The sequence below is a fragment of the Pseudomonas sp. HMSC066A08 genome (assembly GCF_001813025.1).
Lineage (GTDB): Bacteria > Pseudomonadota > Gammaproteobacteria > Pseudomonadales > Pseudomonadaceae > Pseudomonas > Pseudomonas aeruginosa.
This window is the reverse complement of record NZ_KV811360.1, coordinates 121,020-141,340: the sequence shown is the minus strand read 5'-3', so window position 1 is coordinate 141,340 and position 20,321 is coordinate 121,020. Positions and strand designations below refer to the sequence as shown.

General features: G+C 67.6%; 13 protein-coding genes and 1 pseudogene. 4 read left to right on the top strand and 10 right to left on the bottom strand.

Features of this window, described 5'->3' with window-relative positions:
* Nucleotides 1–1,246: pseudogene (gene mexB / locus HMPREF2886_RS28020) on the bottom strand (multidrug efflux RND transporter permease subunit MexB); the annotation flags it as partial.
* Nucleotides 1,247–1,261: 15 nt separating this feature from the next.
* Nucleotides 1,262–2,413, bottom strand: coding sequence for a multidrug efflux RND transporter periplasmic adaptor subunit MexA (gene mexA / locus HMPREF2886_RS28015; RefSeq protein WP_003118819.1), 1,152 nt, complete (start codon nt 2,411–2,413; stop codon nt 1,262–1,264).
* Between the two features lie 274 nt (nt 2,414–2,687).
* Between mexA and mexR the strand changes: the two genes are divergently transcribed.
* Nucleotides 2,688–3,131, top strand: coding sequence for an effux pump transcriptional repressor MexR (mexR, locus tag HMPREF2886_RS28010; protein WP_033972312.1), 444 nt, complete (start codon nt 2,688–2,690; stop codon nt 3,129–3,131).
* 68 nt (nt 3,132–3,199) lie between these two features.
* Here the strand turns inward: mexR and HMPREF2886_RS28005 are convergent, their stop codons facing one another.
* From HMPREF2886_RS28005 to HMPREF2886_RS27995, 3 genes are all read right to left on the bottom strand, one after another.
* Nucleotides 3,200–3,775 carry a YceI family protein gene (locus HMPREF2886_RS28005; protein WP_058173544.1) on the bottom strand — a complete coding sequence of 192 codons (576 nt, stop codon included), beginning with the start codon at nt 3,773–3,775 and terminating at the stop codon, nt 3,200–3,202.
* A gap of 11 nt (nt 3,776–3,786) precedes the next feature.
* Complete coding sequence (locus HMPREF2886_RS28000) at nt 3,787–4,356, bottom strand: cytochrome b (protein ID WP_003106133.1); 570 nt, start codon at nt 4,354–4,356, stop codon at nt 3,787–3,789.
* Between the two features lie 180 nt (nt 4,357–4,536).
* Complete coding sequence (locus HMPREF2886_RS27995) at nt 4,537–6,027, bottom strand: flavin monoamine oxidase family protein (protein ID WP_033972310.1); 1,491 nt, start codon at nt 6,025–6,027, stop codon at nt 4,537–4,539.
* Between the two features lie 173 nt (nt 6,028–6,200).
* On the opposite strand from HMPREF2886_RS27995, the gene HMPREF2886_RS27990 reads away from it, so the two are divergent.
* The 3 genes from HMPREF2886_RS27990 to HMPREF2886_RS27980 all read left to right on the top strand — a co-directional run bounded on the left by HMPREF2886_RS27990 (nt 6,201) and on the right by HMPREF2886_RS27980 (nt 9,869).
* Nucleotides 6,201–7,604: an adenosylmethionine--8-amino-7-oxononanoate transaminase gene (locus HMPREF2886_RS27990; RefSeq protein WP_070748782.1), complete on the top strand. Its 1,404-nt coding sequence runs from the start codon at nt 6,201–6,203 to the stop codon at nt 7,602–7,604.
* A 92-nt stretch (nt 7,605–7,696) separates the two neighbouring features.
* The gene (locus HMPREF2886_RS27985) at nt 7,697–8,419 is read left to right on the top strand and encodes a 16S rRNA (uracil(1498)-N(3))-methyltransferase (protein WP_039028014.1); all 723 of its coding nucleotides are present in this window, start codon (nt 7,697–7,699) and stop codon (nt 8,417–8,419) included.
* Between the two features lie 34 nt (nt 8,420–8,453).
* Nucleotides 8,454–9,869: a hypothetical protein gene (locus HMPREF2886_RS27980; RefSeq protein WP_033977349.1), complete on the top strand. Its 1,416-nt coding sequence runs from the start codon at nt 8,454–8,456 to the stop codon at nt 9,867–9,869.
* Between the two features lie 7 nt (nt 9,870–9,876).
* Here the strand turns inward: HMPREF2886_RS27980 and HMPREF2886_RS27975 are convergent, their stop codons facing one another.
* The 5 genes from HMPREF2886_RS27975 to chpA form a co-directional block, all read right to left on the bottom strand.
* Entirely contained in the window at nt 9,877–10,488 is a 612-nt protein-coding gene (locus HMPREF2886_RS27975) for a LysE family translocator (RefSeq protein WP_033977348.1), read from the bottom strand.
* A gap of 75 nt (nt 10,489–10,563) precedes the next feature.
* Nucleotides 10,564–11,358, bottom strand: coding sequence for an AraC family transcriptional regulator (locus HMPREF2886_RS27970; RefSeq protein ID WP_033977346.1), 795 nt, complete (start codon nt 11,356–11,358; stop codon nt 10,564–10,566).
* A gap of 7 nt (nt 11,359–11,365) precedes the next feature.
* A complete protein-coding gene (locus tag HMPREF2886_RS27965; protein ID WP_003106119.1) occupies nt 11,366–11,872 on the bottom strand; it encodes a chemotaxis protein CheW in 507 nt (168 codons plus the stop codon).
* The gene (locus HMPREF2886_RS27960) at nt 11,869–12,900 is read right to left on the bottom strand and encodes a chemotaxis protein CheB (RefSeq protein WP_003084598.1); all 1,032 of its coding nucleotides are present in this window, start codon (nt 12,898–12,900) and stop codon (nt 11,869–11,871) included. The genes HMPREF2886_RS27965 and HMPREF2886_RS27960 overlap by 4 nt, the downstream gene beginning before the upstream one ends.
* Entirely contained in the window at nt 12,893–20,317 is a 7,425-nt protein-coding gene (chpA, locus tag HMPREF2886_RS27955; RefSeq protein ID WP_070748780.1) for a chemotaxis signal transduction system protein ChpA, read from the bottom strand. Before chpA ends, HMPREF2886_RS27960 begins: the two co-directional genes overlap by 8 nt.
* Between the last annotated feature and the right edge of the window lie 4 nt (nt 20,318–20,321).

The window sequence follows — 20,321 nt, the reverse complement described above, 5'->3', positions numbered from 1 at the left end:
CGTTCTCCACCACCACGATGGCGTCGTCCACCAGCAAGCCGATGGCCAGCACCATGCCGAACATGGTCAGGGTGTTGATCGAGAAGCCGAACGCGGCGAGCACGCCGAAGGTGCCCAACAGCACCACCGGTACGGCGATGGTCGGGATCAGCGTGGCGCGGAAGTTCTGCAGGAACAGGTACATCACCAGGAACACGAGGAGGATCGCCTCGCCGAGGGTCTTCACTACCTCATGGATCGAGGCCGAGACCACCGGGGTGGTGTCGTACGGGTAGACCACCTTCATGCCCTGCGGCATGAACGGTTCCAGGTTGGCAATGGTCTGGCGGATCGCCTTGGCGGTATCCAGCGCGTTGGCGCCGGTGGCCAGCTTGATCGCGATACCGGACGCCGGGCTGCCGTTGAACTGCGCATTGATGCTGTAGTCCTGGCCGCCCAGGCCGACATCGGCGACGTCCTTCAGGCGCACCTGGGAACCGTCGGGATTGACCTTGAGCAGGATCTTCTCGAATTGCTCCGCGGTCTGCAGGCGGGTCTTGCCGATGATGGTGGCGTTGAGCTGCTGGCCCTTGACCGCCGGCAAGCCGCCGAGCTGGCCGGAGGAAATCTGCACGTTCTGCGCCTGGATCGCGCTGCTCACGTCGCCGGGGGTCAGCTGATAGCTGTTCAGCTTGGCCGGGTCGAGCCAGATGCGCATCGAGTACTGCGAGCCGAACACCTGGAAGTCACCGACGCCCTTGGTCCGCGACAGCGGGTCCTGGATGTTGGAAACGATGTAGTTCGACAGGTCTTCCTTGGTCATGCTGCCATCGGTGGAAACCACACCGACCACCATCAGGAAGTTCTTCACCGCCTTGGTCACCCGGATCCCCTGGCGCTGCACTTCCTGCGGCAGCAGCGGGGTGGCCAGTTGCAGCTTGTTCTGCACCTGGACCTGGGCGATGTCGGGGTCGGTGCCCTGTTCGAAGGTCACGGTGATGGTCATGCTGCCGTCGGAGTTACTCTCCGAGGAGATGTAGCGCAGATTGTCGATCCCGTTCATCTGCTGCTCGATCACCTGGACCACGGTGTCCTGCACCGTCTCGGCCGAGGCGCCCGGGTAGCTCACCTGCACGGCGATGGCCGGAGGGGCGATGGCCGGGTACTGGTTGACCGGCAGACTGAGGATCGACAGGCCGCCCGCGAGCATGATCACCAAGGCGATCACCCACGCGAAAATGGGCCTATCAATGAAAAACTTCGACATTACGAATCCCCTTGATCAGCCCTTGCTGTCGGTTTTCGCCGGAGCGGCGTCGGCCTTCTGCGCGGACGCGACATTCTTCGCCGGCACGGTCTTCACCTCGACACCCGGCTGCACGAACTGCAGGCCTTCGGTAATGATCTTGTCGCCGGCGTTCAGGCCTTCGGTGACCAGCCACTTGTCGCCGATCACCCGGTCAGCCTTGATAACCCGCAGCTCCACCTTGTTCTGCGCGTTCACCACCAGCGCGGTAGCCTGGCCCTTGAGGTCGCGGGTCACGCCTTGCTGCGGAGCGAGGATGGCCTTCTGCTTGACGCCTTCCTGCAACTGCGCGTGAACGAACATGCCGGGCAGCAGCTCGTTGTTCGGGTTGGGGAACACGGCGCGGATGGTGACCGAGCCGGTGCCTTCGTCGACGGAAACCTCGGAGAACTCGAGGCGGCCTTCCAGCGGGTATTGGCTACCGTCTTCCAGCTTCAGGGAGACCTTCGCCGCGTTGTCGCCGGCGCGCTCCAACTGGCCGCTGGCCAGTTCGCGGCGCAGGCGCAGCAAGGCGGTGGACGGCTGGGTGACATCGACGTAGATCGGGTCGAGCTGTTGCACGGTGGCCATCGCGTTGGCCTGGCCGTTGGTCACCAGGGCGCCTTCGGTCACCGCGGACCGACCGATGCGGCCGGAGATCGGCGACAGCACCTTGGTATAGCGCAGGTTGATCCGCGCCTGTTCCACCGCCGCCTTGGACTGCAGGTAGGCGGCATTGGCGTCGGCGTACTGCTGCTTGCTCACGGCCTGGTCGGCGACCAGCAGCTTGTAGCGCTGGGCCTGCTCCTGGGTCGAGGCCAGGTTGGCCTGGGCGCTCTGGTAGTCGGCCTCGTAGGTGGCGGGGTCGATCTGGTAGAGCTGCTGCCCGGCCTTGACGTCGCTGCCTTCCTTGAAGAGGCGCTTGAGGATGATGCCGTTCACCTGGGGACGCACCTCGGCGATGCGGAACGCATTGGTCCGGCCCGGCAGCTCGGTATTCAGGGTCACCGTCTGCGCTTCCAGGGTCACGATCCCGACCTCCGGCGTTTGCGCCGGCGGCGGCGCCTCGCTTTTTCCGCACCCGGAAAGGGCCGAAATCGCGACCAGCAGGGCCGGAACCAGTACACGCATGGCTGGCGTTCGTTGCATAGCGTTGTCCTCATGAGCGAAAGCGGCCGATGCAGCGTGAAGGCGCTGCACCGGCTCGAAGAAGGCAGGCAAAATACTTACATTCATAGGTGTTTGTAAACGTCCGAAAGCCTCGCGTGAAAACACCTGAAACGTTTTAGCTCGATGGCCGGTTATCCACCCGGCGCCATGGCCCATATTCAGAACCTGAAACAAGGTTGATAAGGTCAACTAAAATAAGCAAAATAGTTGACTGGATCAACCACATTTACATTAGGTTTACTCGGCCAGACCAATGAACTACCCCGTGAATCCCGACCTGATGCCCGCGCTGATGGCGGTCTTCCAGCATGTGCGGACGCGCATCCAGAGCGAGCTCGATTGCCAGCGGCTCGACCTGACCCCGCCCGACGTCCATGTATTGAAGCTTATCGACGAACAACGCGGGCTGAACCTGCAGGACCTGGGACGCCAGATGTGCCGCGACAAGGCACTGATCACCCGGAAGATCCGCGAGCTGGAGGGAAGAAACCTGGTCCGCCGCGAGCGCAACCCCAGCGACCAGCGCAGCTTCCAACTCTTCCTCACCGACGAGGGGCTGGGCATCCACCAGCATGCGGAGGCCATCATGTCACGCGTGCATGACGAGTTGTTTGCCCCGCTCACCCCGGAGGAACAGGCCACCCTGGTGCATCTCCTCGACCAATGCCTGGCCGCGCAACCGCTTGAGGATATTTAAGAACATTCTTTTCGAAGCACAATGAAAAACGCCGGCGATCGCCGGCGTTTTTCGTTTCAGGTATCCGCTTACTGGCGAATGCCTTCGACGGAGAGCAGCAGCTCGACTTCCTGGGATGCCGGGCCGAGGTCCATCTTGATGCCGAAGTCTTTCAGCTTCAGGATGGCGCTGCCTTCGAAGCCGGCACGGTAGCCGCCCCACGGGTCGTCGCCCTGGCCGATCAGCTTGGCCTTGATGGTGACCGGCTTGGTCACGCCGTTCAGGGTCAGGTTGCCGGTGATGTCGGCGCTGTCGCCGTTGGCCTTCACTTCGGTGGATTCGAAGGTAGCGGTCGGGTTCTTGCTGACGTTGAGGAAATCACCGCTGCGCAGGTGCTTGTCACGCTCGGCATGGTTGGTGTCCACGCTGTTGGTGTTGATGGTCACCTTGACCTTGTCGGCCGACGGGTTCTTCTCGTCGAAGGTGAAGCTGCCGTCGAAGTCGTTGAAGCGGCCGTACAGCCAGCTATAGCCCAGGTGCTTGATGCGGAACTCGATGAAGGCGTGCTGGCCTTCCTTGTCGATCTTGTAGTCCGCGGCCATTGCCTGGCCGGCGGTGAACAGTGCGGAGCCGAGCGCCAGCGCGGCAAGGGTCTTCTTCAGCATGGACATTCTCCTTAACGTGGTTGTTGATCATTCGACGAGCGACCGAGCATGCGCTTTAGGGTCGGGTCGCGGTCGACGAAGTGATGCTTGAGGGCGGCCAGGGCATGGAGGACGGCGAAGACCACCAGCGCCCAGGCCAGGTAGAGATGGATTTCACCCGCGACGTCCGCCTGGTCGGGCAGCCCGCTGAGGGTCGCCGGCACGGAGAACCAGCCGAACACGCTGATCGGTTCGCCGTCGGCGGTGGAAATCAGGTAGCCCGCGACGATCACCGCCAGCAGCAGCCCGTACAGCGCGAGGTGGCCGAGCTTGCTCGCTACCCGCGTGAGCGGACCGTGGTTGGCCGGCGCCGGCGGCGGCGGGCTGACGAAACGCCAGACGATCCGCACCAGCAGGGCAATGGCCAGCAGGATGCCGATGCTTTTATGCAGCGCCGGCGCGGGGTGGTACCAGGGGTCGTAATAGCTCAGTTCGCGCATCCACAGGCCCAGGCCGAACAAGCCGAAGACCACCAGTGCGCTGCCCCAGTGCAGGAACAGGCTGAATACGCCGTAACGGGATGAGGTATTGCGCCACTGCATGAAAAACTTCCTTGAAAAGCGAAGCCTCAAGACTAGCGGCAAATCCATCGAGTTAAAGCAGAAAATTCTGCTTTGAAACATCGATTCACAAGATAGGTTCGCAGGCTAAGAAAAAACCCTGGATTGCGCTGCGAACCGGGAGGCGCAAGGCGCCGGAGCTTCCGGCGCCGGCGAAGGGGATCAATCGAACAGGCGGGTGAACCAGGCGAACGGGTTCTTCTTCTCGCCGCCGGTCGTCGGTGCGGCTACCTTCTCGGCCTTCGCCACCATCGGCGCGCCCTCGATCACCGGGGTCTTGCCGGCGTACAGGTCGCGCACCTGGCTGGCGGCGCGCTTGCCGCTGCGCAGCGCCCCCTCGATGGTGCCGGGGTACAGCGCATCGGTGTGCTCGCCGGCGAAGGCGACCCGCGACAGCGGCTGTTCCCAGATCCGCCAGAAGCGCGTCACCTGGCCCGGACCGTAGGCCAGGTAGGAACCGCCGGTGCCCGGATCGGCGCTGTAGCGACGAATTTCGTAGCCGGCGAAGGCACCGCGCATCTTCGGATAGAACTTGTTCATGCGGATCAGCACCTGGTCGACCATCTGCCGGTCGCCGAAAGCCTGCAGCACGCGGGCGTTGTCGCCGGACAGGTTGATCAGCACGTTGGCGCCGCCTTTCAGCGCCGGCTCGACCCAGATCATGCCCAGGCCCTGGTCGCTGAAGATCTCGCCGGAGAGGCGCGACTTGTCGTCCCACACCGGGCGCTTGAACTTCAGCAGGATCTGGTCGCGCCAGCCATAGTTGGTGCCCTTCAGCGCGGACATCTGGGTACCGCTCAGGGCCGGGGTCATCTGGATCTGGCCGAGCGCCTTCAGCGGCACGGCGAGAACCACGTAGTCGGCCTTGTAGGTCTCGCTGCCGGCCTTGACGGCGACGCCGTCCTTGGCCTGGACGATGCTCGACACCTTGGATTTGGTCTTGATCGTCTTGATCTGCTTGACGAAGGCCTCCGCCAGCACCTGGCTGCCGCCGGGCAGGCGCGCCGCGCGCAGGTCGCGGTCGTCGACGCCACGGTAGGCGCGGCCCTGCTGGGCGAGGTAGAGCAGCGACAGGCGCGACGGTTCGTCGTAGCGCGAACGGATACGCTGGTTGACCAGCAGGCGCGCGGTCGGCGACAGGTTCAGCTTGTCCAGCCAGCGCGCGGCGTTCATCTGGTCGAGGGCGAACAGGGTATTGCTCGAGGCGGGGTTGAGCGGGTCGGAGATCGATGCCGAGAGATCGTCCAGGGTCGACTCGAAGCGCTTGAGGTCGGCGGCGACGTTCGGCTGCTTGAGCGCGAGATCGCTGCTGCTGTAGTACAGGCCGTCGATCAGGTAGCTGGGGGTGCGGACGAAGTCCGGCGCCGGCACCGGCTTCAGCTTGAAGGTGTCCAGGTAGGCATTGAGCGTGGGCTGGACCTTCTGGTTGCCGACCCATTCGCTGGTGGCCAGGCCGGAACGCCCGCCCACCTGCGGCCGCGCCTCGAGCACCGTGACCTGCCAGCCGTCCTTCTGCAATTCGTAGGCCGCGCTCAGGCCTGCCAGGCCCGCGCCGACGACGATCGCCGTAGGCTGTTTATCCTTGCCCAGCGCCACCGCGCTGAACACCCCCAACATGAGAAACGCCGCGGCGCGCAGCCACCTTAACGACATACCGGACTCCCCAGGAAAAAAGCAAAGACGCAACGGCGCGCAGCATACGCCAGAGCCGTTTGGGCCACCATAGGAGTCCGTCGGCGGCTGCTGTCGGATGTGTCCCAACCCGCCGGGTTGTTCATCTCACCCCCATTGCATAGGCTTTGCCGATCGATCCGAGGAGACAGCCCATGGGCCTTAACGCCGACTGGATGCAGCGCGACCTGAACGTACTCTGGCATCCCTGTACCCAGATGAAAGACCACGAACGCCTGCCGGTGATCCCGATCCGCCGCGGCGAAGGCGTCTGGCTGGAGGATTTCGAAGGCAAGCACTACATCGACGCGGTCAGTTCCTGGTGGGTCAATGTGTTCGGTCACGCCAACCCGCGCATCAACCAGCGCATCAAGGACCAGGTCGACCAGTTGGAGCACGTGATTCTCGCCGGATTCAGCCACCAGCCGGTGATCGAGTTGTCGGAGCGACTGGTGAAGATCACCCCGCCGGGGCTCGACCGGGTGTTCTACGCCGACAGCGGCTCGGCGGGCATCGAGGTCGCGCTGAAGATGAGCTACCACTTCTGGCTCAATAGCGGCAGGCCGCGCAAGAAGCGCTTCGTCACCCTGACCAACAGCTACCACGGCGAAACCATCGCGGCGATGTCGGTGGGCGACGTGGCGCTGTTCACCGAAACCTACAAGTCGCTGCTGCTGGACACCATCAAGGTGCCCAGCCCGGACTGCTTCCTGCGTCCGGACGGCATGTGCTGGGAAGAACACTCGCGGAACATGTTCGCCCACATGGAGCGCACCCTGGCCGAAGGGCACGACGAGATCGCCGCGGTCATCGTCGAACCGCTGATCCAGGGCGCCGGCGGCATGCGCATGTACCACCCGGTCTACCTCAAGCTGCTGCGCGAAGCCTGCGACCGCTATGGCGTGCACCTGATCCACGACGAGATCGCGGTGGGCTTCGGCCGCACCGGGACGATGTTCGCCTGCGAGCAGGCCGGCATCGCCCCGGATTTCCTCTGCCTGTCCAAGGCCCTCACCGGCGGCTACCTGCCGATGTCCGCGGTGCTGACCAGCGAGACCGTCTACCGGGGCTTCTACGACGACTACCAGACCCTGCGCGCCTTCCTCCACTCGCACACCTATACCGGCAACCCGCTGGCCTGCGCCGCCGCCCTGGCGACCCTGGACATCTTCGAGGAAGACAAGGTGATCGAGGCCAACCGCGCGCTGTCCACCCACATGGCCAGGGCCACCGCGCACCTGGCCGACCACCCGCATGTCGCCGAGGTGCGCCAGACCGGGATGGTCCTGGCCATCGAAATGGTCCAGGACAAGGCATCCAGGACGCCCTACCCCTGGCAGGAGCGCCGCGGCCTGAAGGTCTTCCAGCATGGCCTGGAGCGCGGCGCGCTGCTGCGCCCGCTGGGCAGCGTGGTGTATTTCCTGCCGCCCTACGTGATTACCCCGGAGCAGATCGACTTCCTCGCCGAGGTGGCCAGCGAAGGCATCGACATCGCCACCCGCGACGCGGTCAGCGTGGCGGTCAGCGACTTCCACCCGGACCACCGCGATCCGGGCTGAACGTCACCGCCCCTTCGTCCCGAGGGGGCCGGTTCCAGCGCCCCGCGGCAGGCAGTAAACTGCGCGCCTGTCGCCACTACCCTCGAATCGCCATGCGCCTGTCCCGCTTCTTTGTCGACCAGCCCCTCGCCCTTGGCCAGCACGACCTGCCCGAGGCCCAGGCCCACTACATCGGCCGCGTGCTGCGGCACGCCACGGGCGACGCCGTGCAACTGTTCGACGGCAGCGGCCGGGAATACCTCGGCGAGCTGGTCGAGGTCGGCAAGAAGAATGTCCGCGTCGAACTCCGCGAGCAGTTCGCCGGCCAGCCCGACTCGCCCCTGCGTATCCACCTGGGGCAAGGCCTGTCGCGCGGCGAGCGGATGGACTGGGCGATCCAGAAAGCCACCGAGCTGGGGGTGGCGGAAATCACCCCGATCGTCAGCGAGCGTTGCGAAGTGCGCCTGAAGGACGAACGCGCCGACAAGCGCCTGCAACACTGGCGCCAGGTGGCGATCAGCGCCTGCGAGCAGTGCGGCCGTTCGAGCCTGCCGCTGATCCATCCGCCGCAGGCCCTGGAGGACTGGCTGCGCGGGCGGGACGATGACCTCAGGCTGGTCCTGCACCCTGTGGCCGCCCCCCTGGCCAGCCATGCGCCGCCGTCGCGCCTGGCCTTCCTGGTGGGTCCCGAAGGCGGGCTGAGCGATGCCGAGGTAGAGCAGGCGCAGGCGGCCGGCTTCCACTCCGCGCGCCTCGGCCCGCGAGTGCTGCGCACCGAGACCGCGCCGGTGGTGGCGTTGGCGGTGGCCCAGCAACTCTGGGGCGACTTCGCCTGATATCCCTCCCGCCGCTTTACAACGGCGACAGCCAGTGAATACCGTTGCGCAACCTTCTTCGCAACGGATCGCACGCATGGACACGCCCGTTACCTTCGATTGGAAGATCCGCCTGCCCGACGTGCTCGGCGTACTCCGCCGAGACTATGCCGGGCGCTTCCCGCAGTTGGCCTCCGCCGCACTGGAGACGCTGCTGGAGCGCCTGCGCGACGACCTTCCCGAGGATTTCCTGCCAGCCCTCGGCCAGGAGCTGGAATCCCTCGGACTGGTGTTGGTGGAACGCCTGGACGAAGACGACAGCCTGAACCTGTACGTGGTCGGCGCCCCCCACAGCCAGCGCCTGCTCGATGCGCTCGCAGCGCAGGGCCACAACGCCCGCACGCTGCGCCAGGAAGACGCCCCCGAGGGCGCCCGGGCAGCCCTCCCCACCGCCGCGCCGGCCGCCCTGGCGCCGGCTTCGGCCTACATCTGCCTCGAACGCGCCGAGCACCTGGCGCCGGGCCTGGCCATCGGCCGCCTACCGGGCGAGGACAGCCACGAACTGCTGGACCTGCGCCAGTGGCCCAGGCTGCGGCGCCTGCCCGATGGCGCGGAGGAAACCCAAGGCGCGTTGCTCTGCCGGGCCAGTTCGGCGGACGGCCTGCACGCCTGGGTCAGGATGACCCGTTCGGGAAGCCCCTACGCCTGGCTGCAACGCTCCCGCGACCTCGCCTCGTTGACGCCCGAACTACCGCCCTTGCCACTGCCACCGGCGCAGTCGTTGCGCCAACGCCGTAACCCGGAACTTGCCATCGGCCTGGCCGGGAACGACCTGCTCCTGGCCGACCGCGGCCTGTTCTTCCTCTATCCGGACTTCGCCCGGGGCAACGACGAACCGCGGTTGCTCTTCGAGGTGCCACAAGCGCGGCGCTCCATCGAGAATCCGCCGGCAGTCTTCACCACTCCGGACGAGCGCGTCTGCCTGCTCTCCCGCGGGCAGTTCTTCGAATGGCGCGAGGCACGCATCCAGCCCCTGCCGTTCCCCGTCGGCAAGGATCTGCCCGCCGATCCGGCGCAACCGACCTCGGCGGCGCCCGGGACCATCGTCTGGCTGGAGCGTGAAACGCTCTGCGAAGGTCGGCTCGACAGCGGCGAGATCCGCAGCCACTCGCTGGACGGCCTGGCCGAGGGCCCCTACCTGAAGCTCCAGGCCCTGGACGGAGGCTGGCTGCTCCTGGCGCCGTGGCTGGAACCGCATCGCCCGCGGGACCTCGCCCAGCTCTGGCACCTCGAATCCGGCCGGGCGCTGCGCATCCGCTACGGCGAACTGGACCTGGAGGGCGGACTACAGCACTGGGCGGAGCTGCCCGACGGCCGGATCGTCGTCGGCGACCATGCCCGGCATGTCGACCTCGGCACGTTCGAAAGCCTGCGCCAACGCCTGCTGCGGCGGCGCCTGGCGCTGGCCTGAGGCGCGGCTACAGCCCGCGCAGCGCCAATCCCGCCAGGCCGAGCAGGAGCACGCCGCAACCGGCGTAGCTGACGCGGTGCCAGAACAGCGAGGTGTTGCGCCGCAGCCAATCCACCAGCGCCGCGCAGCAAAAGCACCAGATCAGCGACGAGAGCATGAAACCGGCGAAGAACACCAACGACTGCGCCTGGTTAGGCGTGCCGTCGACGATCCCCGCCAGGGCGCTGCCGAGGGCCCCCCAATAGACCACGTTCTTCGGATTGGACAGGGAGATCGCCGCGCCGGCGGCGAAAGCGTTGCGCCCCTGCTCGCCGGCATCCGCCGCCGCCAGCGGCGGACTCCAGGCGTCGCGCAAGCCTTGCACGCCGAGCCAGGCCAGGTAGGCGGCACAGGCCAGGGTCAGGGGAATCCGCACCTGTTCGTAGCCCAGCAGCAGCGCCAGCCCGGTAAGCCCGAGCAGGGCCCAGACGGCATCGCCGATCAGCGACCCCAGTTGCACCAGCAACGCCGGGCGGAAGCCGCCGGTCAAACCGCGGCGCAGCGTTTCGCTGAACACCGCGCCAGGGGAAACATTGAAGGCGAAACCGAACAGCAAGGCGGCGAGGAAGATGGCGAGCATGGAACGACGACTCCGTGGTGGGACGTCGGATTATCCCGGCCGGCGGCTCCGCCGACTTGAACCGGATTGCGCAGTTCAGCCGCGCACGGCGCGCTGGTAGCGGCCCGGCGAAATGCCGTAGGCGCTGGTGAAGTAACGGGTCAGGTGGCTCTGGTCGGCGAAACCCAGGGCGTGGGCCACCTCGCCCACCGCCAGGCCACGGCGCAACAGGCCGAGGGCGCGGCGGGTGCGCAGTTGCATGCTCCATTGTCGCGGGCTGAGCCCGGTGGCCTTCTTGAACGCCCGCAGCAGGTGGTATTTCGACAGGCCCACCTGCTCCGCCATTCCATCCAGGTCCGGCGGTTCGGCCAGGTGCTCGGCGAGCAGCGCCTGCAGGCGGGCGACAGCCGGGCGCCCAGGTTCGGCCCTCTGCGGCAGACGGGTGCCACTCGCCGCCAGCAGGCGGCCGAGGAATTCCAACAGGCGCTCCTCGCCCCGTTCGCGGGCGAAACGGTCGCTGGCCAGCAAGGCTTCGATGCTGGCGGCCAACTCGCGGCCCAGCGCCGGACTGCGCAGCAGCGGGCGGTCGAACTCGACGGAGGTAAGATCCAGGCTGCTCGCCAGTTCGGCGGCAGGCAGATAGAGGCTGGCGAAGCGCCAGGGCTGGCCGTCGCGGACGCCGCCGCCCTGGATCTGCCCCGGGTTGTAGAGGGTCAGGTCGCCGCTGTCGGCCTGGAAGGTACGGCCATCCAGCCAGACATCTTCCAATCCGCAGAGGTTGGCGCTGATGACGAACTCGTCGTGGCTGTGCTTCTCGAAACGGTGCCCGGCCAGGCTGGCGCTGGCCACCTCGAGGGAGGCACCGATCCGCGCGTGCCGCAGGCCGGCCATGGACGTCTCAGATCAGGCCGGCGTCGGCGAGCTTCTCTTCGAGCCCGGCCAGGTCCGGAATCCGCGCGGTTTCGCCGCCGATGTCCACCGCCGCCAGTTCCAGCGCCGCCAGCGGCGCGGCGGTGCTCGCGAGATTGGCGTCCAGCCGCACCGAGCGCGGAATACCCTGCACCAGCAGGGCGAGGAATTTCACATGGGGACGTCCGCCGAGGGCGTTGATCACCACCACCCGCGCGCTGCTGCCGAGTACCGGCTGCTGTTCGCCGCTGGAGGCCGCCTCGAAGGACAGCAGCGGCAGGCGCAGGTCGCGCCAGGCCACCTGGCCCAGGTACCACTGCGGCAGGCCGGCGGCGACCTGCGGGTTGCGATAGGCGATCAGTTCGGCCACGGCGACGTTGGGCAACAGCAGGGTGCGGTCGCTCAGCGGCAGGAGCAGCCCGGTGAGGCTGTCCGGGGTCGGGTTGGCTGGGGTGTTCCGGCTCATGCCATCCTGCTCGATCACGGCCTGGTTCATGTTTCGACTCCTGTCGGCGCGCAGCGTGCGGCCAGATGCTTGACCAATGCCTCGGCCAGTTCGCGGGGGCTGGCATTGAAACTGCTGTAACCGGCTTCGCGCAAGCTGTCCGGCATGCTCGAACAGACGCAACTGTCGGCGCGCTGGGTCCATACCTCGCCACCCTGGCGCCGCACGTAGGCGGCAGCGGCGCTGCCGTCGCTACCCATGCCGCTGAAGACGATCACCCCGCAGTCGGGCCCGAACTGCTGGGCCAGGTTGAGCATCATCTGGTCGATGGACGGGGTGTAGGGTTCCGGCCAGGGACGCTGGCTGCATTTCAGTCGCCCGTCGTGGTGGAAACCGAGTTCGTGCAGCACCGGCACCACCATGACCTCGCCGCAACGCAGCGCTTCACCGTCGCGGACATTCTTCACATGCCACTGGCTGTGCCGGCCGACTGCCTGCGGCAGGTTCTGCTCGAAGCTGGCGTCGATGTGCTGGGCATAGAGGAAGCCGATCGGCAGGCCGCCGGGCAAGGCATCGAGAAATGCCTTCACCGCCGCCGGGCCGCCGAGCGAGGCCGCCAGCAACCACACCTCGCGGGCCGCTTCGCCGGCCTGCAGCGGCATCGCCGCGAGGTCGCCGGGAATCTCCAGGCGCGGCGGACGCTCCTCGTCGAGCAATGCGCCGAGGCTGTCGCCAACGCCATCGCTGGGGTCGCCGATCAAGCGCTTCAGCTTGCCGATCAGCCGCCGCTCCCAGCGCGGGTAATGTTCGGTATGCCGCTCCGGCGCGTGGCCCTCGCCGAACAGCACCGGCGCCCGGTCCTGCTCCAGCAGGCTGTCCAGCAGCGGCGAGTCGTCCTGCTGGGTCAGGTCCACCAGCCACAGGTCGGGCGCGCACTCCAGCGCGGCGTCGTCGACCCTGGCCGGGTCGGCGTTGAGCACCACCTCGTAGCCATGGCCGAGCAGCGCCTGTTGCAACACGTGGCGCTGCAACGAGGTGTCGGCGATCACCGCGACCCGTGGCGTAGCGCGCTCACTCATGCTGGCCGACCAGGGACTGGATGGCTTCGAGCAGCTCGGTTTCCTGGTAAGGCTTGCCGAGGTACTGGTTGACGCCGATGCCCAGCGCGCGCTCGCGGTGTTTCTCGCCGGTCCGCGAGGTGATCATGATGATCGGCAGGTTGCCCAGGCGTTCGTCGTGGCGCACCAGGGTAGCGACCTCGAAACCGTCCATGCGCGGCATCTCGATGTCCAGCAGGAGGATGTCCGGACGGTGCTCCTGGAGCTGGGCGATGGCGTCCACGCCGTCCTTCGCGGTCAGCACGTTCATGCCGTTGCGCTCCAGCAGGCGGGTGGTGACCTTGCGCACGGTGACCGAGTCGTCCACCACCATGACCAGCGGCGGCCGCTGCTGCTCGCTTTCGCTCGCCGCCATTTCCTGGCGCAGCGCCAGGCGTTCGCGACGGTTTTCCTGGCCGAGCTGCGCGTGCCGGGAGCGGATGGTCGCCAGCAGGTCGAGGATCACCACCACCCGGCCATCGCCGAGCAGGGTCGCCCCGGAAATCCCGGCGACCCCGGCGAACTGCGGACCGAGGCTCTTCACCACGATCTCGCGGGAACCGGCCAGCGAGTCGACCTGCACCGCCACCGCATGCTCCGAGGAGCGCACCAGGATCACCGGCAAGGGCAGCGACTGGCCGACCAGCTTGGGTTCCTGGCCGTTGTTCAGCAGCTCGCCGAGGTACTTCAGTTCGTAGGACTGCCCGGCGTATTCGAAGCTGGGCGTATCCAGCCCCGCCTCGCCACGCTGTTCGTAGAGCGCCTCCAGTTCGTAGGGCGAAACCCGCACGATGCCCTCGATGGTGTTCAGCGGCACCGCGTAGAGATCCTCGCCGGATAGCACCATCAGCGCCCGGTTCACCGACACGGTGAACGGCAGCCGCACGTTGAAGCGGGTGCCCTGGCCCGGCTCGGTCTGGATGCTCACCGAGCCGCCGAGCTGCTTGACCTCGGAGTTGGCCACGTCGAGGCCGACGCCGCGCCCGGAGATCTGGGTGACCTTTTCGGCGGTGGAGAAGCCGGACTCGAGCACGAACTGCAGCACTTCATGATCGCTGAGGTCGCTGTCGGCGCTCATCAGGCCACGCTCGATGGCCTTGCGCCGTACCGCGTCGAGGCGGATGCCGGCGCCGTCGTCGGAGAGGGTGAGGAGGATGTCGCCGCCTTCGCGGCCGATGTTCAGGCGGATCGTACCGTGCTCCGGCTTGCCCGCCGCGCGGCGCGTCTCGCCGGACTCGATGCCGTGGTCCACGGCGTTGCGCAGCATGTGCTCCAGCGGCGCGACGATGCGTTCGAGGACGGTACGATCCATCTCGCCGTCGGCGTTGCCGACCACGAACTCGACCTGCTTGCCGAGTTCGCCGGCCACCTGCCGGACGATCCGCCGCAAACGCGGTACCAGCCGATCGAACGGCACCATGCGGGTGCGCATCAGGCCTTCCTGGAGTTCGGTGTTGACCCGCGCCTGTTGCAGCAGCAGGGTCTCCGCGTCGCGGTTCTTCGCCGCCAGGGTTTCCTTTAGGTCGAGAAGGTCGGAGGCCGATTCGAAGAGTGCGCGCGAGAGCTGCTGCAACTGCGAATAGCGGTCCATTTCCAGCGGGTCGAATTCTTCGTAGCCGGCGCGTTCGGCATCGGCCTGGTGGCGCGAGAGGATCTGCGCCTGGGTCTCGGTGTCGAGGCGACGCAACTGGTCGCGCACCCGCTCGATGGTGGACTCCATCTCGCCGAGGGTGAAGCCGACGTCGCTCACCTGCTGCTCGACCCGGCCGCGGAAGATCGAGGTCTCGCCCGCCAGGTTGACCAGGTTCTCCAGCAGTTCCGCCGGCACCTTCACCAGTTCCTGCGGGGCACGTCGGGAAGCGGCCTCCTGGGCCGCCTCCCGGGCCTTGCGCACGAACGGCAGGGTGGTGGCCGGGGCGGCCGGGGGCGCCGCCTCGGCCGCCATGATCGCGCCGGCCGCCGGGGCCAGGCGGGTCAGCTCTGCCAGCGCGGAAGCCACCGCGTGATCGGTATCGTCGGCCGGGACCAGCGCCTGGGCGGGCTCGGGCCGTTCACCGGCCTCGTCATCCTCGGCCAGCCGCTCGCGCAACAGGTCGACCTGCCGCTGCAGGCCTTCCAGCCCCGACTGCGCATCCAGCAGCAGGCTGTCCGGCCACGGCGCGCCCTGTTGCTGCGCATCGGTGAGATGCTGCTCGAGGTCGTGGGCCAGGTTGCCCAGCTCGGTCTGCCCGGCCAGGCGCGCACCGCCCTTGAGGGTGTGCAGGATCCGCAGCAGGTCGTCCAGCGGCTGGGCGTCGCCGCCGTCCCAGCGGCCGAGCGCCAGTTCGAGGTTCTCCAGCAGGTCGTCGGCTTCCTCGAGGAAGATGTCGAGGATCTCGCTCTCGTCGGCCGCCGCGCCCTTCGCCGCCAGCGGCTTGAGGCTGACGCTGGTGGGTACGCTCAGTTGCTCGTCGGGATCGCTGCGCAGGCGCCTGATCTCCGCGATCAGCGCCTGCCCGTCGGGCAGCGTGCGATGGCCACGCACCGCCTCGAGCATCTCGGCCAGTTCGTCGTGGCAGCGCTGCAGCAGGCCGAACAAGGCCGGGCTGGCGCGCAGGCGTCCGCCGCAGAGGCCTTCGTAGAGGAATTCAAGCTCATGGGCGAGGTCGCCGATCTCGCCGATCTCGGCCATCCGCGCACCGCCCTTGAGGGTATGCAGGTCGCGCTGCAAGGCTTCCAGTTCGATGGTGTTGTCGACGTCGTCGATCCAGCGCTGCAACGCGGCGCCAGCGCTGTCGAGGATATCGAAGCCTTCCTCGAGGAAGATCTCCACCAGTTCGGGATCGCGCTCTTCGAACGCCTCCGTAGCGGGCGGCTGCATCGCGGCAGGCGCGGCGGGCTCCTCGACGGTCGGAGCGACGAGTTCCTCGACGTGGCTTTCCGCCTCGCCCGGTGTCGCGGCCTCGGCCACCGGGCCCTGGCGGAACCGGCGGATCGACTGGATAAGGTCGTCCGGATCGGCCAGCGACTGGCCGGCGCTCAATTGGTCGAGCTGTTCGGCCAGGCGGTCATGACAGGCTTGCAGCAATCCGGCCAGTTGCGCGGAATGCTGGTAACGGCGGTCGACCAGTCCTTCGTAGAGGGCCTCCAGCTCGTGGGCCAGGTCGCCGATCTCGGCGATCTCGGCCATCCGTGCGCCGCCCTTGAGGGTGTGCAGGTCGCGCTGCAAGGCGCTGAGCGAAGACAGCGCGCCCGGTTCGGCCTGCCATTGGGCCAGTGCCTGGCCGGCGCTTTCGAGGATGTCCACCGCCTCTTCGAGGAAGATCGACACCATTTCCTCGTCCAGCTCGCGGCCGGGAGCCGGTGCAGGCGCTGCCGGTACGGTCTCCTCGACAGGCGTCCCGGCCTCTTCGAAAACCGCCTCGGGCAGGGCCGGTTCTTCGTCTTCCGGGGGGAAATCGTCGGCGCCGAGGCTCTCCGGGTCGATGAACGGAACGGCCTCGGCGGCGGGCGCTTCCAACAGCTCCTGCAGGGCCGCGACCCGCTCCGGACGCGGCGTGACCTGCAGGCCGGCGGCGACCTGGTCCATCATCCCGATCAGCGCCTCGTGGGCCTGGCGGGCCTCCTCGAAGAACGCCGGGCTGACCGCCAGGCGGCCTTCCTCGACGGCATCGTAGAGCGCCAGCAAGGCCTGGCAGAGTTCTTCCACCTGTGGCAGCTCGGCATGCCGGGCGCCACGGTCAAGAGCGCTGAGTTCCTCGCGCAGCGCGCTCAGCTCCTGGCGCTCCTGCGGATGCTCGTGCCAGCGCTCGAGCAGGTCCTCGGCATCCAGCAGGATGTCCATGCCTTCGACGAGGAACGCCTCGATCAGCAACGGATCGCGGCGCTCGCCGGCATCGCTGTAGCGCTCGGCCTCGAGCGAGGCGATGCGTTCCTGGTGCAGTGCCTCGATACGCTCCAGCAACGCGTCGCTGCCGGGGATCGGGTTCAATGGCCGTTGCGCGCCGACCTGCTCCAGGCCGATGCGGAACAGTTGCTCGGCGTCGTGCAGCAACTCGGCTTCGCGCAGGTCGAAGGCGAGCAGGTTGGACTTGTATTCCTTGACCAGCTTTTCCAGCGGCGTGGCGATCTCCGCGATCGGCAGGATACCGGCCATGTGCGCGCTGCCCTTGAGGGTATGCAGGGCACGCTGCAAGGCATCGGTGACCGGCTGCGGCAGTTCGCGGGCGCAGTCGGCGAGGAAGCCGACCAGGGCCTCGAGATGGGTTTCCGCCTCGTTGGTGAAGATCTCCAGCAGTTGCGGATCGAGCAGTTCGACGTCGCTCTCCGCCTCGGCGGCGGCCTGCGGCGCGTCGGTCAATGGCGGCGCCTGGACGCCGTTCTCCAGGCTCGACGGCTGCTCCGCCCCGGCTTCCGGCGGTGCTCCGCCGTCGTCCGGCGCCGGCGGTTCCGGCAGCGGCTCGCCCTTGGCCAGGGCATGCGCGGTGGCCGCCAGCAGGTCGACATCGTCGCGCTGGCGCTGGGCATTGGCGGCGAACTCCTCGACCAGCTCCGGCAACAGGGCCACGACCTGGTCCACCACTCGCTGGACCGGTTCGCTGGCGGCGATGCTGCGATCGAGTACGCGGTTGAACAGGTTCTCTATCGACCAGGCCAGCTCGCCGATCACCAGGGCACGGACCATCCGTCCGCTGCCCTTGAGGGTATGGAAGGCACGGCGTACCTCGGTCAGCGCTTCGCGGTCGTCGTGGTCGGCTTTCCAGGCCGGCAGATAGCGGCCGATGGTCTCCAGGACCTCGCCGGCCTCCTCGATGAAGACCTCGCGCAGCTCCTCGTCCACCGGCTCCTCGTCGGCCGGCGGCGGCAGCAGGCTGACCGGAACGTTCTGCGCCGGCGGATTGATCGGCTGCACCGGCGCAGCCATCACCTCGGCCAGAGACAGGGCCGGCGCTTCAATGGCGTGCGCCTCGGCGGCAGGCGGCGCCTCGGCCTCGGGCAATTGCACCTCGGGGAGATCGAGGTCGGAAAGATCCAGTTCCTCCAGGCTCGAGCCCTCCCAGGCGGGCGCCTCGCCCTCCGCCTCCGGCAAGGCTACATCCAGCGGCAGCGGATCGAGCGCATCGAGAACCAGCTCCTGTTCAGCGGAGCCGTCGAAAGGCTCCAGCGCCGGCAACGGCTCGAGGCTTTCCAGCGGCGAGTCGAAGGCCAGCGCCGGCTCCTCCAGGCTCAGATCCAACGTCTCGTCGGCCTGCGCCGGCTGCGCCAGGTCATCGCCGAGCCCCCACTGCTCCGGCAGCGACCAGTCCGCCAGGGCCGCCGGTTCGGAGGCCGGGGCCGCATCGGCGGGCAGGTCGAGGCCGGAGAGATCGATCTCGTCGAGGCTGAAATCGTCCAGGCTGCGGGCAGGCGCCGGGGTCGACTGCGGCTGGCCGCTCTCCTCGACCACCTCCGGCAACGCCGGCGGCACTTCGGCGGAATCGTCCAGCGGCAGGTCCAGGGCCAGGTCGAGGGACGGCTCGCCGGCGTCCGGCGCGACTTCGCCAAGGGTCCAGTTGTCGTCGCTGGCCAGCAGCGGCGCATCGTCCCTCGCCGCATCGGCAGGAGCCGTGTCGGCGGGCGGTTGCTCCGGTGTCTCGGCAACCTCGACGACCGCCTCCGGCCTCTCCGGCTCGGCAACCGGGGACTCGACGGCAACGGGCCCGGACAGGCCGGGCTCGGCCGGGGCCGACGAATTCGGTTTCAGCGTATAACCGAGGTTCGCCAGGCTGTCCTCGGCGACGTCGAGGATCAGGTCGCTCTGGCTGGCATGGTCCTCGCTCAGGCGTTCCAGGTAATACTCGACGCTGGTGATGGCATCGGCCAGGGTATCCAGGCTCTGCCAGTCCGGCACCGCCTTGCGCGCCAGCAGCTGCTCCTGGATATAGCGGTTGCAGGTTTCCAGCAGGGTCGCGGCGCGCTCCAGCGGGATCATCGCCAGGCCACCGCGGACCTGGGTCAGCAGCTCCGGCACGCGGGCCAGGTGCTCGTGGTTCCATTGCGAGGCGATGAACTCGATGATCGCGTCCTTGGCCTGCTCCAGGCCGTTGCGCGCTTCCTTGATCACCAACTGGTGGATCTGCGCCACGTCGGTGGTGGGCAGGCGGCTTTCCTCGCTGTTGCGCTCGTCGCCGGGACCGGCCATGCCGGCCAGGGTGGCCTCGACGTAGAGCAACGCGCCGGCGACGTCCATCAGGATCGCGTCGCTCGGCTCGCGGCGGCCCTGGGCCAGGGCGTGGATGACGTCCAACTGGTCGAGGATGACCTTGCGCGGTTGGCCGAAGCCGAGCACCGCCAGGGTATCGGCGATCTGCTTGAGCGGCGCCAGGAGGGCGTCCAGTTCCGAGGGGTGGCCACGGTCGCTGCGCACGAACAGGTCGAGGCTGTCCTTGATCCGCACCAGTTCCTCGCACAAGGCACCGACCACCGAACGCATCGCGTCGCGGTCGGGTCCGGCGAGGCGGGCGCGCTCGGCGTCCACCGTCTCGTGGTCGGGCAGCGCCTCGTCGAGGCGGTACTGTTCCTTCAGTGCGCGGATCCGCGGCGACTGCGAAGGCGCCTTGGCCACATAGAACAGCAGGTTCTTCACCAGCTCGTCCGGCGCGGCCTGGTTCAGGCCGTCGGCGCCCTGCTCGACCAGGCGCTTGAGTTCGCGGTCGAGCTGGCGCAGCAGGGTGCGCACCGAGGCGCTGTTGACCACGCTACCGTTGGCCAGGCCCTCGACCAGGCCGGAAGCGATGCTCCACAGCGGCCCCAGCGGTGCCTCGCGACACAGGCCCTCCAGGCGCGCATAGACACGCGCCAGGTAGCCGAGGCTGGTGGCCACGTCCTGGTTGCGCAGCAGGCCGACCAGGGCCATCTGCTGGGTCTGGCGCAGCTTGCGCAGCAAGCCGCCGAGTTCGTCGGTGCGCAGTTGCGCGATGGCCTCGCCGTCCAGTTGCGGCTGGCGCTGCGACAGGTCGGGCGCGAACAGGCTGGTTTCCGAGAGCAGCTTCTCGCCGCGCGCGGCGCGCAGGTCGTTGAGCAGCGGCAGGACCACCATCGGCAGGTCGCGCCGGGCGGTCTGGATCCGGTCGAGGTAGACCGGCAGTTGCAGGATCGCCTGCATCAGCACTTCCAGGGCCTCGCCCTGGTTCGGCACACGACCGTCCAGCAAGGCCTGGACCAACTGCTCCATTTCCTCGGCGAGCAGGGCCGCGCCGTAGAACTCGACCATCTGCAGGGTGCCCTGCACCTGGTGCACGTAGGTCAGGCAGAACCGCATGCGGGTCGGGTCCTGCGGGTTCTCGACGAACGCTTCCAGCGCCTGGCGCGCCTGTTTCAGGGTTTCGGCGATCTCGCCTTTCACCCATTCCAGAGCGACGTAGTCGTGCCGGTCACCCATAGCC